The sequence below is a fragment of the Trichlorobacter thiogenes genome (genome assembly GCF_900167465.1).
Taxonomy (GTDB): Bacteria; Desulfobacterota; Desulfuromonadia; order Geobacterales; family Pseudopelobacteraceae; genus Trichlorobacter; species Trichlorobacter thiogenes.
Window position 1 is genome coordinate 13,571 of the sequence record NZ_FUWR01000001.1, and the last position, 17,323, is coordinate 30,893.

General features: G+C 53.7%; 11 protein-coding genes. All 11 read right to left on the reverse strand.

Features of this window, described 5'->3' with window-relative positions; translation table 11 throughout:
- Nucleotides 1-44 precede the first annotated feature (44 nt).
- The 11 genes from B5D39_RS00080 to dprA all read right to left on the reverse strand — a co-directional run bounded on the left by B5D39_RS00080 (nt 45) and on the right by dprA (nt 17,308).
- Nucleotides 45-1,541: a hypothetical protein gene (locus B5D39_RS00080; protein WP_078788342.1), complete on the reverse strand. Its 1,497-nt coding sequence runs from the start codon at nt 1,539-1,541 to the stop codon at nt 45-47.
- A 253-nt stretch (nt 1,542-1,794) separates the two neighbouring features.
- Entirely contained in the window at nt 1,795-2,199 is a 405-nt protein-coding gene (mce, locus tag B5D39_RS00085; protein WP_078788343.1) for a methylmalonyl-CoA epimerase, read from the reverse strand.
- A gap of 191 nt (nt 2,200-2,390) precedes the next feature.
- Nucleotides 2,391-3,359: a methylmalonyl Co-A mutase-associated GTPase MeaB gene (meaB, locus tag B5D39_RS00090; RefSeq protein ID WP_078788344.1), complete on the reverse strand. Its 969-nt coding sequence runs from the start codon at nt 3,357-3,359 to the stop codon at nt 2,391-2,393.
- A gap of 9 nt (nt 3,360-3,368) precedes the next feature.
- Nucleotides 3,369-5,510, reverse strand: coding sequence for a methylmalonyl-CoA mutase (gene scpA / locus B5D39_RS00095; protein ID WP_078788345.1), 2,142 nt, complete (start codon nt 5,508-5,510; stop codon nt 3,369-3,371).
- Nucleotides 5,511-5,656: 146 nt separating this feature from the next.
- Entirely contained in the window at nt 5,657-8,554 is a 2,898-nt protein-coding gene (locus B5D39_RS00100; RefSeq protein ID WP_078788346.1) for an ATP-binding protein, read from the reverse strand.
- Nucleotides 8,555-8,599: 45 nt separating this feature from the next.
- Nucleotides 8,600-10,324, reverse strand: a complete 1,725-nt coding sequence (locus tag B5D39_RS00105) for a carboxyl transferase domain-containing protein (RefSeq protein WP_078788347.1) — start codon at nt 10,322-10,324, stop codon at nt 8,600-8,602.
- Between the two features lie 65 nt (nt 10,325-10,389).
- A complete protein-coding gene (locus B5D39_RS00110) occupies nt 10,390-10,956 on the reverse strand; it encodes a helix-turn-helix domain-containing protein (protein WP_078788348.1) in 567 nt (188 codons plus the stop codon).
- 143 nt (nt 10,957-11,099) lie between these two features.
- On the reverse strand, nt 11,100-12,386 hold the full coding sequence (locus B5D39_RS00115; RefSeq protein ID WP_078788349.1) for a (Fe-S)-binding protein: 1,287 nt from the start codon (nt 12,384-12,386) through the stop codon (nt 11,100-11,102).
- Between the two features lie 235 nt (nt 12,387-12,621).
- The gene (gene trmFO / locus B5D39_RS00120; RefSeq protein WP_078788350.1) at nt 12,622-13,926 is read right to left on the reverse strand and encodes a methylenetetrahydrofolate--tRNA-(uracil(54)-C(5))-methyltransferase (FADH(2)-oxidizing) TrmFO; all 1,305 of its coding nucleotides are present in this window, start codon (nt 13,924-13,926) and stop codon (nt 12,622-12,624) included.
- Nucleotides 13,923-16,199: a type I DNA topoisomerase gene (gene topA / locus B5D39_RS00125; protein ID WP_078788351.1), complete on the reverse strand. Its 2,277-nt coding sequence runs from the start codon at nt 16,197-16,199 to the stop codon at nt 13,923-13,925. The genes trmFO and topA overlap by 4 nt, the downstream gene beginning before the upstream one ends.
- Nucleotides 16,200-16,213: 14 nt before the next feature.
- The gene (dprA, locus tag B5D39_RS00130) at nt 16,214-17,308 is read right to left on the reverse strand and encodes a DNA-processing protein DprA (protein ID WP_078788352.1); all 1,095 of its coding nucleotides are present in this window, start codon (nt 17,306-17,308) and stop codon (nt 16,214-16,216) included.
- Between the last annotated feature and the right edge of the window lie 15 nt (nt 17,309-17,323).

Here is a 17,323-nt window from a genome sequence, read left to right on the forward strand (position 1 = left end):
GCACAGTTTCCTGTGCCGTTTTCAACCATCTAATCCAAGTTAGACTAGAATGTGTATGAAGCCTGCAGACGCATGGTGTATGGGTTCTGCGGTGTGGTGGCAGAAACACACGTTGCTGCAGTTGATGCAGCATCATTACATGCAGAATTCTTGTAGTAACCACCAAGCACCATATAAGCTGCCTGAGCCTTCAGGGTCAGGTTCTTGTACAACTTGTAGCCAACTTCCATGTTCATTTCTGTACCCATGAAGTCGCTATTGTTATTTCTAGAACCAGCACCTGCAATTGCCTGTGCCAAATCAATGTGCTGCTCAGCCTGAGATGCTGGCGCCCATGCAAAGCCTACGTTTGCGTTAGTAAAGAATTTTTCAGTAATGTCTGCATCAACACCAAACGTAGCCAGAGCAATGTTGCTAACCGGCTTACGGATGGCGTTATCAGTACCGGTACCGCCCATGGAGGTGTTACGGGCAACAATCATCATGCCGCTCTCATTGTAGCTGTTTACGCCGGAGGTAACCCAGCCACGGTTCTGTGCATCAGGAGCAGTGTTGTTATTACCGGAAGCATACAGCAGGGCGGTCTTCAGCTTGCTTGAGCCCATCTTCATGTCTGCTGCCACGTTAGCAGCATAGCCATGATAATTAGTCTTTTTCCCAGCAGAAGCAACAGTACCTGCTGCGCTATAACCGGCCTGCATTGCAGCAAAACCGCTTAGATTCAGACCACCCATTTTAGTTTGGCCGGAAAGACCAAGGGTGTGAATGATGATTCTGTCACGTGCCGAAACAGAAGCAGCCGTTGCGGTAGCAGCAGCAGCAGCAACATTTTTGTAGTTTGCCAAAAGGTAGTAGGACAGCGCAACCTTAGTATCTTTATTGACAGCATAGGTGTTGTCCATGATGAACAGATCTGCTGCCTGGTCACCGAGACGGGTTGTTGTCGTAGCTTTTTGCTCATTCTCATCAAAACGGCTGAAGCCCAGACCCAAGGAATAGGCACCCAGCTTAGTGGTTGTGTAGATGGCAGGAACATCTGCGTCAATCAAGAGACCTTTGATGGTATCTTTGTACGGCATCAGACCGACTTTGGTATTGAAGTTCTTGCCAACGTTGAAGTCAAGATACAGATGCTTGGTCCAGATGTTGGTACCATCGGTATCAAGCGTACCACCGTCAGACTTGTTTGCGTATGCATTGGTAGTAACACCACCGAAGCGAGTGTTCATCTCAAACTGGGTAACCATCTTCAGGTCATCACTGGCCTTGGCAATGTACTGAATCCGTGCCCGCTGATCCATGTAGTTGTTTACTTTACGTTGTTTGTTAAAGTTACTAATAACACTCACTGGGCCATCATTAGAGAAAACGGTAGCTGGGTTAATTGCTGCTCCATCACCCTTGTCAAAGTTTGAGAAATAGGTCTTAAAGGTATACATCCCGTGGAACTCGTTCTCAAAGGCCATTGCAGGAAGGGCAGTTACGGCGGTCAGGGCACCGGCTGCGGCGATGGTTAACATCTGCTTTTGAAACTTAGTCATGAAACTTTCCTCCTTCATGTGGTGTATGTACTGCCTAATAAAATGAAATTTCTTCCGATAAACTACTTTTTTGATTGCTTGGGAGTCTCACCACCCTTCATATAAATTTATGAGCAATTAAAGCAACTTACAATCATTATCTTAATATTCAACTACTTATATGTTCTACTAATTGCCGGGAATAATACAATAAATATAACAGCTGTCAAGCCTAAATCTGTAATTACTCTCATCTACTTCTCTCAAGCCCTTGTTAATGCCCGCTTTGGCACAGCTCAGTCAGAACCCCGTTACTGCTTTTAGGATGCACAAAAGCTATCCTGGTTCCATGGGCACCGTTACGTGGTGTCTCATCAATCATCCGTGCCCCCTGTACCAACATATGGGCAATTGCAGCCTCAATATCCTCCACCTCATAGGCAACATGATGGATGCCGGGGCCGTTCTTTTCCAGGAACTTGGCTATGGGGCTATCCGGGCTGGTAGGCTCCAGCAGCTCAATCTTGGACTCACCAACCTGCAGCATGGCAACCTTTACCTTCTGTTCGGCAACTTCTTCTTCGCCCTTGAAGGCCATGCCAAGCGCATCGCGATAAAACGGCAGAGTAGCATCCAAAGATTGCACGGCTATGCCGATATGGTTAATTTTTTGTAGCATTTTAGCACCTCTCACTTACTGCTCAGATCCGTATTGTAAAAATCGTATAATCTTTAACGCAGAGGTGCAGAGTAGCAGGGACGCAGAGTTGGTACAGAATAAAATCAATATTTGCTGCGCCTTTGCTCCTCTTGCCGCTCTGCGTTAAGGTTTAAAAGAATCTCCGTACCTACGTTGTTAACAAATCCATCTTACCGCCTAAAAACATCCAGCAGACGCCTGGACGCTGCAGACGGAGTGGTAATCCCTTGTGATACTGCTTCCTGCAATTGCGGGAAGATCCCCTTCACATCCTTGTGATTAAGAAACAGCCCCTTCAGGTCATCCATCAACAAAGCCCACATCCAATCCACTGACTGGTGTTTACGGGCCTCGTCAAACTCTCCTGATTGCTGCATGGTAGTACGGAAGCTGTCCAGCATCTCCCAGACTGCCGACACCCCTTCGTTGCGCAGTGCGCTGACGGTGAGTACCGGCACAATCCAGTTGCTACTTTTGGGCCGCAGGATATGTAGGGCGTTTTCATACTGCTGCCGGGCAAGTGCCGTCTTTTGTTGGTCAATATCAGACTTGTTGATGATGATGGCATCGGCCAGCTCCATCACCCCTTTTTTGATCCCTTGCAGTTCATCACCGGCGGTGGCCAATTGTAGCAGCATGAAGAAGTCTACCATGGATGCCACGGTGGTTTCAGACTGCCCCACCCCGACGGTTTCTACAATAATGATATTGTATCCGGCGGCCTCGCAAAGCAGCATGGTCTCACGGGTCCGCCGGGCAACGCCCCCCAGGGTGTCACCGGCTGGAGATGGGCGGATAAAGGCATTGGGGTCACGGGACAGTTCTTCCATCCGGGTCTTGTCACCCAGGATACTGCCACCGGTAATCTGTGATGATGGATCAACCGCCAGTACCGCAACCTTATGCCCCTGTGCGGTCAGGTAGCTGCCAAAGGCCTCAATAAAGGTAGACTTGCCAACCCCCGGCACACCGGTAATGCCAACCCGTAAACTGTTTCCGGTATGGGGCAGCAGGATGTCAAGTAGCTGTGCAGCCTTTTGGGCATGCTCAGGTTTCTTGCTTTCGATCAGGGTAATCCCCTTGCCCATGGCACGGATGTTCCCTTTTCGGATGTTATCGGCGAGTGTGTGCAACTCCATATAAATTGTTTACTTTGCCTTTTTAATCGCTTCCAGGGTCTCGCGGGCCGATTTGGTGATCGGCGTGCCCGGTCCAAAGATGCAGGCTGCACCGGCAGCGTACAGTTCTTCGTAATCCTGACGCGGGATAACCCCGCCGCAGACCACAACAATATCAGCGGCATCAAGCTTTTTCAGCTCTGCCACCAGTTGCGGCACCAGGGTCTTGTGACCGGCAGCCAGACTGGAGACGCCGATTACGTGGACATCGTTTTCAACCGCCATCTTGGCGGTTTCTTCCGGAGTCTGGAACAGGGGCCCCATATCCACATCAAAGCCGACATCGGCAAAGGCGGTGGCAATCACCTTGGCGCCACGGTCGTGTCCATCCTGCCCCATTTTGGCAATCAGAATCCGGGGACGGCGACCTTCGCCTTCTGCAAAGTCATCAACATCTTTCTTTAGGGCACTAAACTCTTCGCTCTGTTCAAACACTTTGCCGTATACCCCCGAAACCAGCTTGATCTCTGCCTTGTGACGGCCAAAGATCTTTTCCATGGCATCAGACATCTCACCCACCGAGGCCCGCTTGCGGGCTGCATCCACACAGGCCTCCAGCAAGTTGCCCTGGCCGGATTCTGCAACTGCAGTAATGGCCTGCAGGGCTGCCTGACAGTCAGACTCATTGCGCTCTGCCCGCAGCTTCTTCAGGCGGGCGATCTGGGCCTCCCGCACGGCGGTGTTGTCAATATCCAGGGTCTCAATCGGATTTTCTTTTGCCAGCTTGTACTTGTTAACCCCAACGATCACTTCACTGCCAATATCAATCCGGGCCTGTTTACGGGCGGCAGACTCTTCAATCTTCAGCTTGGGCATACCGGACTCAATCGCCTTGGTCATACCGCCCAGACTGTCGATCTCAGCGATCAGCTTGCGCCCTTCCTCGATCAGCGAGGCGGTCAGGGACTCAACATAATAGGAACCAGCCAGCGGATCAACCACCTTGGTGATACCGGATTCCTCCTGAATCACCAGCTGGGTGTTACGGGCAATACGGGCAGAATGCTCGGTTGGCAGGGCGATCGCCTCGTCCAGTGCGTTGGTGTGCAGGGATTGGGTTCCACCCAGCACCGCTGCCATGGCCTCAATGGTGGTGCGGATCACGTTGTTGTATGGATCTTGCTCGGTCAAGCTCCAGCCTGATGTCTGGCAGTGGGTCCGCAACGCCAGTGACAGCGGATTCTTGGGATTGAACTGGGACATCAGTTCAGCCCAGAGGAAACGGGCTGCCCGCAGTTTGGCGATCTCCATAAAGAAGTTCATACCGATGGCAAAGAAGAATGATAGCCGCGGTGCAAACTGATCCACCTCCAACCCCTTGGCCAGAGCAGCCTTGACGTACTCTATTCCGTCAGCCAGGGTAAAGGCCAGCTCCTGCACATTGTTGGCACCGGCCTCCTGAATGTGGTAGCCGCTGATGGAGATGGAATTGAACTTGGGCATATACTTGCTGGTATATTCAATAATATCAGCAATGATCTTCATTGATGGGGTTGGCGGATAGATATAGGTGTTACGAACCATGAACTCTTTGAGGATGTCATTCTGGATCGTACCGGCTAGTTTATCCTGGGATACCCCCTGCTCCTCTGCCGCCACAATGTAGAGTGCCAAGATCGGCAGCACCGCGCCGTTCATGGTCATGGAGACCGAGACATCAGCCAGCGGGATCTCCTTGAACAGGATCTCCATATCAAGGATCGAGTCGATGGCAACACCGGCCTTGCCCACATCGCCAACTACGCGGGGGTGGTCAGAGTCATAGCCACGGTGGGTTGCCAGGTCAAAGGCAACCGAAAGGCCCTGTTGACCGGCAGCCAGGTTGCGGCGGTAGAAGGCATTGGACTCTTCTGCGGTTGAGAATCCGGCATACTGGCGTACGGTCCAGGGACGCCCGGCATACATGGTGGCCTTGGGACCACGCAGAAACGGCGCAAAACCGGGCATGGTATCGATGTTTTCCAGCTTTTCCAGATCAGCCTGAGTATAGAGCGGCTTGACCGGAATCCCTTCAGCCGTATCCCAGGTTAATGTGGCAGTGGTCTCTTTCTTGATCTCTTTGGCAGCCAGTTTTTCCCAGTCTGCTGTCGTCTTCTTGTCAAATGTTGCCATGGTGATTACCTCGCTTGTAAGCAGTAAAGGCTCCAGATAGCGATACCTGGAGCCTTTTAGTTGGAATTGTTGTAGAGGCTAGCCACCCCCACTCGCTCCGCTCGTTTCCCCTGCCTGAATCAGGAGGGGGTCAGGGGGTGGTATCGCTACAGCACCGCCTTCAGATAGGTAGCGGTACGCTCCCGCTTTTCTTTCTCAATAACCGCAGCATCCACCTCAACAAACTTCTCATCCGGGGTGATCTTGAACAGCGGCTGGCCCTTCTGGACAATGGTGCCATCGCCACCTTCCATGATGATCTTGTCAATGGTACCGGAGAACGGTGCCCGAATGGTGTTGAACATCTTCATGACTTCGATGATGTAGAGCGGCTGATCCTTCTCAAAGTGCATCCCTTCGGTGACAAAAGGAGGCAGACCAGGTGCTTCCTGGCCATAGTACATGCCGCCGCAGACCGCAACAATCTCGTCTGCCTTGGTGGCTGGCGGTGGTACCAGAATCTTCTTCATCCGGGCCTGCAGGTCCAGATCAGTCAGATAGTCAGGGATCACCACTTCCAGGTCATCCAACACCTTCATATCCCAGAACTTGGTGTTTTCGCCGATCAGGAACAGCATGCCCAGCATCTCAAGGCCAACCTCAAAGCCGTAATGGGCAGAACGGATCTGGTCCCACATCTCCTGATCAAAACCACCTTGCGGCTTATCCTTGTGCAGGATCTCGTTCAGTTTGTCATATTCGTCCTTGTGCAGGCCGAAATGTTCACGGATCTTACGTGAGAAATCAAGCCCTTGCTGGAGCAGCTCATTATCGTGATCCCAGATGATCTCTGCAGCCGGCTTATGGGGGCGGTAATCCATATGCAGATAGTCGTAGGTGTCACGCAGCACACCCAGCGGGTTACGCAGCCAGATTACCTTGCCCTTCTCAATCTTGAAGTTCTTGGTATTGACCGAAAGCCAACCGGACAGCAGATGGGGATCATCCAGCAGCCGCTCCATCGGACGGGTGATCAGGGTGCCTTTACGATCCAGCAGGGCTGACATGTTCTTCAGCTCTTTTGCCAGCACGTCTGGTTGATCACCAAACTGCTCGGTTACCAGCTTGGCATAATGCTTCTTCATCTGGAAGAAGGCGTAGACCACATCCAGCTTGTTGGCCTCTTCCTTCAGGGTACCCACCAGAGTCAGGTACGGTACCACAAAACGGGTGGTTGGTTTGGCCATAACATTGCGGCCCAGAAACCAGTTAACCAGACCATAGTGGAATTCCAGGTTGGTGGCCAGTGAGCTGCCCCGCAGGGTGGTGCTGCGCAGCACCTCAGACAGACGCTCGTAGCTGCAGAGGCGGTCTTCACCTTTGGTCAGCAGCAGGGCGATATTGGAGTCATAGGCACCGGCCACCTTGTACTTCATGAACTGATGGGTATCAGGGTTCAGCATGCTGATCCCCTGATCATCCCGCACCTCACCCTTGATCGGCTTGGACCAGTAACGGATCATACCACCGGCATGGGGGGAGAGGGAGGCATCAGTGGCGTTCAGGCGGGCTTCCACTGAGGCATTGAAGCGCACGACCCGCTCCGGCTTGGGCAGGTTTTTCTTATGTTGTGCCAGCAGGGCCATCGCCTCAACCAGCGACTCAACCATGAAGAAGTCGTTCTTGTCCTTGGGGTTGGTGAATTTCAGGGAGTAGCAGAGCTCGGTTACCCGGTGCTCCACCTGAATCCGGGTGTTAACCTCCATGAAATAGTGACGGTCACGGTCCACGATACACTCAAAGGTGGAGGCGGAGTCCAGACCAACGGCCTGGCCAAAGCGGGCTGATTCTTCTTCCATCCGCTGCAGCACCTTCAGATCTGACTCAAGTGCAGCAACCTCTTCCTTTTTCTTCTCTGCCTTGGCCTTGGCAATGGCGGCCAGCAGACCTTCCTGGGTTACCGACACTTCCAGCAGTTTCTGCTCATGCATCTGCAGGGAACAGTCACGACCGCCAAGAGAGATACACCAGTCACCGTTACCCAGCAGCTGGATCTCGTTATGGCGGGTCTGCTCAATGTTCAGTTCGATCAGGACGTTCTTGTTATCACCAACGCCGTTGGCCTTAACCTCCTGCAGCACCTCACGAACCATGGCAGGGGCCTCTGCAGCAGCCTTGGCAATCGCCTTTTCATCGGCATTCTTGGTTCCCAGCAGAGAGGCGCCAAGAATACGTTGACCTTTACCACCGCCACCACCAATCGCCTTGATCCTGAAACGACTTTGGGGATACTTGCGGAACAGCTCTGTCACCTCTGCCTGCACCTGGGCACAGAGTTCCTCAATGGTGTAGAGGTCAATTCCCTTGGCGTAGGAGGTCATCAGGATATGGTCAGCCAGGGTCTCCAGCGGCAGCTTGGTATCTTTCAGAATCTTGGCATCGCACTCCAGCCCTTCTGCCTTGACCAACGCCAGCAGCTTTTCGCGGCTGTCATGCTTCTTGACCAGGGTACGGGCAGTCACGTTATCAATACCAGGTGTTACCGAAACATTTACCAGCAGGGCGGTCCGCTTGGCTTCGTCCTTTTTACCGGCCCGGGCCTGGGTTGCAGCACAGGGACCGATAAACTTGAGACCGGCCTTTTCAATGGCAGCCACAAACTCTTCATCTTCAGCCATAAAGCCATAGCCGGCAAAGATGGAGTCATAGCCGTTATCCTTGGCAATGCCGATAATCTGGTTGATCCGCTCAACCCGCTCTTCCTTGCTGGCGCCGGAATAATCAGGTACCCGGTGTACGCGGTTTGAATCGGTCAGCTGGCGCAGTTCAGGGGCCAGGGCATTGGGGTAGACAATGGAGTCTTTCTCTGAGAGCAGGATGCCGTAGTGGCTGATCCCCATCTCTTGATAGACATCCATGGCTTCCTTACGGATTGGACCACGGCAGACAATCAGCGGCTTCAGCTCTTCGCAGGAAAAGGAACGGACCCACTCGGATGAAGACTTGCTCAATCGGCGATCCCGGTGAATCAGGGGGTTATGCTTGTAGTAGTCGGTCTGAGGCATGGGCTTATATCTCCAATTAAAATCAATAAGTTAAATAGTGACAGATTAATGGAACTCGCGCTGGATCGCCTGCATCGGACCGGGCTTATAGTGCCGCAGCAGGAAGTTCATGTTCTCGCCCAGGACCTTACGCAGATCGGTAGGCATTACCAGCGATGAGATGGAGCCCAGAGCCAGGCCTTCCTTCGGATTCATCAACTCTTTTTCATAGCGCAGGTTCAGAGCGGCCTCTTCAATCCTCAGCCAGTCAGCCACATCCTTCTCGGCATCCTTGGTGGCCTCACCGGCATCCATACCGGCTGCAACCCGCTCCTGGACCCCTGACTTGACCTTATCCTTAACAGCGCCACGCAGCTTACGCAGCTCGTCCTTGTAGACAAACTCTTTACCGGCCGGCCCCATAACCGCCAGACGGGTGGTAGGCAGCGCCAGAACTAGATCTGCGCCGGTTGGGTAGTTATTATAGGAGGCATAGGCCCCGCCGTAGGCGTTCCGGATGATCAGCAGGATGCGGGGGGTGCGGATATCAACGATGGAATCCAGCATGGCTCGGCCAGCCTGGACAATACCGCGGGACTCCTGCTCACGTCCGGGCAGGAAGCCGGTGGTATCTTCCATAAAGATCATCGGGATATTGTAGATGTTACAGAAACGGTTGAAACGGGCGATCTTATAGGCAGAATCCACTGAAATCTGGCCGGAAGCCACGGCAGAGTTGTTGGCCACAAAACCGACCACGTTGCCCCCCAGACGACCAAAGGCGGTCACTGCCTCACGGGCACGGTCCGGTTGCATCTCAAAATAGTCACCATGGTCACAGATCTGCTGGATCATGATTGAGACATCAAAGGGGGTGTTGAAACCGGTGGGGGAGTTAAAGGCCTTCTTAAGCAGTGTGTTGATCTCCCAGGTCTTACGATCAAGGGGATCGCTGGTCTTCTGGAAACGGGCCATGACGCTATTGTTGTCAGGCACATAGGAAAGCAGTTGCAGAGCCGAACGCAATGCACCGACCTCATCCTCAACGGTCAGGTCAGCCACCCCTGATCCACCGTGGACCTTGGGGCCGCCCAGATCTTCAGGGGTAACATCCTCACCCAGTACCGACTTGACCACACCAGGACCGGCCAGACCGAAGAAGGTGTCGTTGGGCTGGATCACAAAGCTGCCCTGACGGGGCAGATAGGAACCGCCACCGGCATTGAAGCCGAACATACACATAATGGAAGGGACCACGCCGCTGATCTTGCGCAGGGCGGTAAAGGCCTCAGCATAGCCGTCCAGACCACCCACACCGGCAGGAACAAAGGCACCGGCAGAGTCGTTCATGCCGATGACAGGAATCCCTTTTTCGCCAGCCATCTGAAACAGCAGGGCCAATTTCCGGCCGTTGGTGGCATCAATAGAACCGGCACGCACCGTAAAGTCATGGCCATACAGTGCCACGTCACGACCGTTTACATTCAGGATACCGGTAACCAGCGAGGCGCCGTCAAGGTTCTTGCCCCAGTTCTGGAACAGGACATTGGGCTCTTTCTCAGTTAATACCTTGATCCGCTCCCAAACGGTCATCCGCTTCTTGAAATGCTGCTTTTCAATCTGGGCAATGCTGACCGACTTGATCGGGCGCTGAATCAGGTCATGACCTTCCTTCATCGCCTCTTCATAGCCGCCCTTTTTGCCAGGAATCTCACCGGGAATGGTGAATTCAACGGTTTCCTGGGGAGCAAACGGGTTCTTCAGTGAGGGCTTGATCGCTTTCTTGGACATCTGAACCATCCTTCCTCTGCAGTGTAATATACGGACAAAACCTTCAGAATAAATAAATCAAACAGCTACCTGGCAACCACCGCCAGCACCTGCACTTCGGTGCCATCCTTGGATAACAGGCGATGCCGCAGGGATGAGTCAAAGTAGACACAATCCCCCTCACCCAGCTCATGGCGTTGATCTTCCAGCACCAATTCGGCGGTTCCCTTCATGATAAACAGGAACTCTTCGCCATCATGGCTATAGGTATTCTCTTCCGAGACCTTCTCCATGACAGAAAGCAGGAACGGCTCCATTTTTTTGTTCTGTTTGCGCCATGACAGCGATTCGTACGAGTAGCCCTGGCTGGTACCGGCACGGGAGATGACACGCGGCATCATCTTGCGCTCATCGGCACGCACGATCTCGTAGCGGCACTCCTCCTCTTCTTCAGCAAAGAAGTGGCCAATCTTGACATCAAAAAAGCGCGCAATCTTGGAAAGGGTAGCTATGGGTGGGGAAACATTATTGTTTTCGATTTGAGAAATCAGAGCAGGCGAAAAGCCGGTCTCCCGAGCAACGGCCTGGAGGGTCAGCTTCTTCGCCAATCGGAGTTTTTTGATTTTTGCACCAATATTGAATTCGTTGCTCATCACCTAATCCACCGGAATATAAACCTGTTTTGGTGCGGCGTTTGTATACAAAACCAGTTATATTGTCAATAAAATAGTTTTACTCGCAACAAAGTTGACAACAGTATCACTGTAACGATTTTAACAGCACTAAATCAGGCTTTTTACTCTCCCAAGAGCTGACGTGCCAGTAGTTCCACCGTATGGACCACCTCTACAGTAGAACCGTGTTGTTTCAGGCCGTCATCCAGCTGCATCATACAACCGGGACAACCGGTGGCTACGGCATCTGCGCCGGTGGCGATGATTGCCTCGCTCTTAAGGTCATTGATCTCCATGGAGGATCCGTAGTGATAGACATTGAAGGTACCGCCCAGGCCACAGCAGCGGTCCGCCCCTTCCATCTCCACCAGCTCAAGTCCGGGAGTAGCCTTGATCAGATCACGGGGTTGGGCAGTCAGCTTGCGGGTTCGCAGGTGACAGGGATCATGGTAGGTAATTTTGCCGGTTGCACCGGTGCCGGTTTCAGCAGGCTTCAGCCCCAGTTGGGCCAACAGCTGGGCAGCATCTACCGTCTTCGCGGCCAACCGGTCAAGTCGCTCACGCAGCTCAGGATTACGCTTGCCCACCACCAGCGGATAGAGCCGGTGCAGGGCACCGCCACAGGTGGCACAGGCACTCATCACATAATCAGCCTCGTAACGCTCCAGGGCTGCCAGGTTCCGCTCCGCCAGATCCCGGACAGTCTCGATATCTCCACCGGACATGCCGGGCAGGCCGCAACACTGCTGATCCTTGGGAATGATAATGGTACAGCCCAGGTGTTGGAACAACTTGACCGTGGCCACACCGACCCGTGGGTAGGCAAAGTTGGTCATGCAGCCCACAAAGAAGATAACCCGCGGTTTACCCGGTTCTCCCTCGATCACCTCTGGATAACGCTCCATAAACGTGGTCTTGGCAATGGCCGGGATGTAACGTTTATTGCCCACAAACGGTAGCGGAAAACGCAGACGCAGACCTGAGTTCTCCGGTACTTTCTTAAAGAACAACGGCCCCAACAGCGAGGCGGCCTTGGCACCCAGCTTCATCCGGGTACGGCTCTTGATCACCTGCCCCACGGCAGCATGGAAGGTGGTCAGGCCGCGCTTCTTTGCCAGTGCCTCACGGGCAGCAATCACAATCTCATCGGTAGGCACATCATTGGGGCAACGATCCACGCAACTACCACACAACAGACACTTGGACATGGCCAGATAGGTCTGGTCATCCAGATCTATGTCATCCTTCAGCAGATGCTGAACCAGGGTCAGCTTGCCACGGGCCGTGGCCGGCTCACGTTGAAAGGCGGTAAAGGCAGGGCAGTTGGATCGGCAGGTACCGCATTTGACACACTTTTTGAGTTCTTCTTCGATTCGCTGCAGGGTATCAGCAACTATTTGATCAGACATTTGGTAAAACCTCTTCAAACCTGATTATCAATCTTATTTACAAGTCACATTGTAAACAAACAAGGACAGGAAAAACAAACCATTTTAACGCAGAGGCTAAAGACGAGGCGCCAAGGCGCAGAGAAATTCAAAGGCAGCAAAAGGGGAAAAGCAGATTTTTTGAATAATTGCTCTCGTTCTCAGGTTTTTGAAAGCTTTTCTCCGCGTCTTTGCGTCTCTCATACATTTCTCTGCGTTAAAAAAGTCTTTGTTTCCAGCCTTCCAGCGCAATCAGCGCCCGCTCTGCCAGCAACAGCTTTCGATCCTTTTTCTTAACCCTGCTTTCAAGGGAGGGGAACAGGCCGTAATTAACGTTCATCGGCTGAAAATGACGGACATCTGCATTGGAAATATGGTGAATCAAGGCACCTAGCGCAGTTTCCTGCGGAGGCAGCGGCGGCTGATCCCCCGACACCAATGCTGCAGCCGTCAGGCCAGCCAGAAAACCTGAGCCTGCTGACTCAACATAGCCCTCAACCCCGGTGATCTGTCCGGCAAAGATGATACGGGGATCTGACTTCAGCTGCTGTGTGGGTAACAGCAGAGCCGGTGCATTAATAAAGGTATTGCGGTGCATAACCCCCAACCGGACAAAATCAGCCTGTTCCAGTCCAGGAATCATACGCAGTACCCGGCGTTGCTCCGGCCAGGTCATCTTGGTCTGGAACCCCACCAGATTATAGAGGGTCTTGTCATTATTCTCTGCCCGTAACTGCACCACGGCCCAGGGATCTCTACCGGTAGTCGGATCAGGAAGGCCAACCGGTTTCATCGGGCCAAAACGCAGGGTCTCATCACCACGCGCTGCCATCTCTTCAATCGGCATACAGCCGTCAAAGTGGACCACTTTCTCAAACTCGCGGGGTGCAACCTTTTCAGCAGCTTGCACGGCCACAATAAACGCCGTGTACTGTTCTTGATCCATGGGGCAGTTGAGGTAATCGTCGGGATCACCCTTGCCATAACGGGAGGCGGCGTAGATTTTGGACCGGTCAAGGGATTCTGCCGTAACAATCGGGGCTATGGCATCGTAGAAATAGAGCCGCTCACCCACCAGACGGGACAGCTCCTCAGCCAGGGCATCGCTGGTCAGAGGACCGGAGGCGATTACCACCAGCCCTTCGGCTGGAAGACAGGTCAGCTCTTCACGGATCAAGGTGATGTTGGGATGGGAGGAAATTCGTTCGGTTATCCAGGCAGAGAACAGGTCACGATCAACAGCCAAGGCGCCACCGGCAGGAACCCTGGTGGCATCGGCCGCCTGCATAATCAGGGAACCACAACGCCGCAGCTCTTCCTTCAGCAGACCGACCGCATTACCCAGATCTGCCCCCCGCAGGGAGTTTGAGCAAACCAGCTCAGCCAGTCCCTCCAGTTGGTGAGCCGGAGAATAGCGGTGAGGTTTCATCTCGTACAGGCATACTTGTACGCCGCGCTCTGCGGCCTGCCAGGCGGCCTCACAACCGGCCAGACCGGCGCCAATGATGGTTACTGGTGTCATGCGGAAGTCCAGTCGCACCCTTCCTTCGGACACTTCAAGAACTCACCCTTTTTCTTGTAGACCTTCTTGACCAGCACCGGGAAGCCGCACTTGGGGCAGGGTTGGGTAACAGGGGGATCCCAAAGGGCAAACTTGCAGTCAGGATAGCGGTTGCAGGAGTAGAACAGCTTGCCGTAGCGGGACTTTTTCTCGGTCAGCTCACCTTCCTTGCATTCCGGACAGGTAACACCGGTGCCCTTGGGCTTGTTGAGCGGCTGGATATTTTTACAGGCCGGATAGCCGGAGCAGGCCAGATACTTGCCGTAACGACCCGACTTGATCAGCATTGGCTGGCCGCATTTGTCGCATTTTTCTTCTGAGACTTCCGGTTCTGCAGCCTCTTCTCCGCCACTGTTTTCAAGATTGCGGGTGTACTTGCAGCCCTCTTTGAAACCGGTACAGGCGATGAACTTGCCCCGCTTGCCCAGCTTGATAGCCAATGGCTTGCCACATTCCGGGCAGGCCTCGTCCAGAGTTTCGGTGGTCAGGTCGTCTTTCTTGACCTCTCCCTCTTTCTGCTGCAGCAGGGTGATGAACGGGTTCCAGAACTCACGCAGCAGTGGCTTCCACTGTTTTTCACCACGGGAGACCTGATCCAGCTCTTCTTCCAGCCCGGCGGTGAAGTTGTAATCCACATACTTGGGGAAGTGGGCGGTCAGCAGGTCGTTAACCACCATGCCGACATCTTCCGGGAAGAAACGCTTCTTGTCCAGGCGGGCATACTTACGTTCCACCAGGGTATTGAGGGTACTGGCATAGGTGGATGGACGACCGATGCCGTACTCTTCCAAGGTCTTCACCAGAGTCGCTTCGGTATAGCGGGGCGGCGGCTGGGTAAAGTGCTGCTCCGGCAGCACTTCCAACAGCTTAAGCGCTTCACCCTCGTCCAGTGCTGGTAGCGTACCTTCTTTTTCCTCGTCTTCGTCATCCACCCCTTCAATATAGAGCTTCATAAAGCCGGGGAAGCGAATCACCGAGCCGGTTGCCCGCAGGGTAAAGCTGTCCTTTTTCTCACCGCTGACCGCGATATCAACCGAGGTCTGATCCAGTAACGCTTCAGCCATCTGGCAGGCAACGGTCCGTTTCCAGATCAGCTCATACAGCTTGAACAGGTCCGGGGTCAGGTACTTCTTCAGCTCTGTCGGGGTCTTGTCAATATAGGTCGGGCGAATCGCTTCGTGGGCTTCCTGGGCATTTTTTGACTTGTTCTTGTAAAAACGGGGTTTGGCCAGGGCGTATTCCTTGCCATAGGCCACACTGATCAGGTCATGGGCATCTTGAAGGGCCTGAGCCGAGAGGTTAACGCTGTCAGTACGCATGTAGGTGATCAGACCGACCGTGCCGCCTTCACCGATTGCCACCCCTTCGTACAGCTTCTGGGCCGTGGACATGGTCTTTTTGGCTGAGAAACCCAGCTTGCGGGAGGCTTCCTGCTGCAGGGTGGAGGTGGTAAAGGGGGGAGCAGGGTTGCGCTTCATCTCCTTGCGGGTTACCGATGCAACCTGGGCCTTGCCTTGTGCAATGGCAGCTTTAAGAGCATCGGCACTCTTCTGATCAGGAATATCAAACTTGCCCAGCTTCTTGCCATCCACCGCAATCAGACCAGCCTTGACAGTCTGACCACCCTGTTTTTCCAGCTTGGTAGCAATGGTCCAGTATTCCTGATCCACAAAGGCCTGGATCTCTTTTTCACGGTCGCAGACCAACCGTAGGGCAACTGACTGCACCCGGCCGGCTGAAAGACCGTAGCGGATCTTCTTCCACAAAAAGGGAGAAAGGTTGAAACCAACCAGATAGTCCAGAATAGAACGAGCCTGCTGGGCATCCACCAGATCTATGGCAATGTCACGGGGATTCTGCACGGCATGGATGATGGCATCCTTGGTGATCTCATGGAACACCACCCGTTGAATCGGAATCTTGGGCTTTTTATCCAGCCCCAAAGTAGCCAGCAGGTGCCAGGAAATCGCCTCTCCCTCGCGGTCGGGGTCAGTTGCCAGCAACAGTCGATCCGCCCCCTTCAGCTCTTTTTTGATGGCATCAATATGCTTCTTGCTCTCCGGCAGCACATGGTACTTGGGTTCAAAGTCATTGGCCGTATCAACCGAGCCCTGTTTGCTGGGCAGTGCCCGCACATGCCCGAATGAGGCCAGCACCCGATAATCAGCACCGAGGAATTTTTCAATGGTCTTGGCCTTGGCCGGAGACTCGACAATTACAAGTTGATGCGCCATAGGTTCTATAATCCTTAAGGGAGTGAATAGTATGATCCGGGAAGCTGTAACAGCATCCCTTTTAGTTCAAGGCCAAGCACCATAGCCGAAACCTCTCCGGGCGTCAATTCCAGAGCCTGGGTAATCTCATCCAGATGCCGTGGCCCCTGGGCCACCAGTTCATAGACCGCTGCCTCGCGGGGAGTCAGGTTACAACGTGGCACAGCAGCGTTTTGATTAAACAATGGCAATGAATGGTCTGACGTACCGATTCTGGTTGCATCAAGAATATCACTAACGCAGTCAACCAGTTGGGCACCTTCCTTGATCAGACGGTTACTGCCACGACAGGCAGGGGAACTGATCGGACCTGGCACCGCCATTACCTCACGCCCTTGATCCAGGGCGTAGCGGGCGGTAATCAGGGAGCCGCTCTTTTCAACCGCCTCAACCACCAGTACCCCACGGGACAGACCGCTGATGATCCGGTTGCGGCGGGGAAAATGTTCTGCCAGCGGCTGAGTTGCCATGGGAAATTCGGAGAGGATACAGCCGCTCTCAGCAATCTGTTGTGCAAGCTGCCTGTTTTCAGGTGGGTAGTCAACATCAACCCCGCAGCCAAGCACCGCAACCGTAGCACCGCAACCTGCCAAGGCACCGCGGTGGGCCGCCGTGTCAATACCCCGGGCCAGACCGGAGACTACCAGCACGCCTAGTGCTGCCAGTTCAGACGAAAGTCGTTCTGCCGCCTTCAGCCCTTCACGGGTTGCCCGACGGGAACCAACCACCGCAATTGCAGGTTCCCAGGCCGGGATTGTTCCCCGCAGGTACAACAACGGTGGCGGATCGCCGATCTCAAACAGTTGGCGGGGGTACTCAGCATCCAGAAAGGTAAGCAGCCGAACGCCGACATCTTCAATCCTGCGGCACTCCGCTTCTGCAAAGTGACGACAAGCCGGGGCTGCAATGGCCTCCACAATCTGCGGCGTGATTCCCCGGACCGTAGCAAGGTCATCAGGAGCTGCAGAGAGGACATGATCCGGCGTATCAAATCGTTCCAGCAGCCGCCGGAACAGGACCGGTCCAATCCCTTCCACTGTCCGCAATGCTATCCAGGACCAGTAGTCCATGCTGCTCCCTTAAAA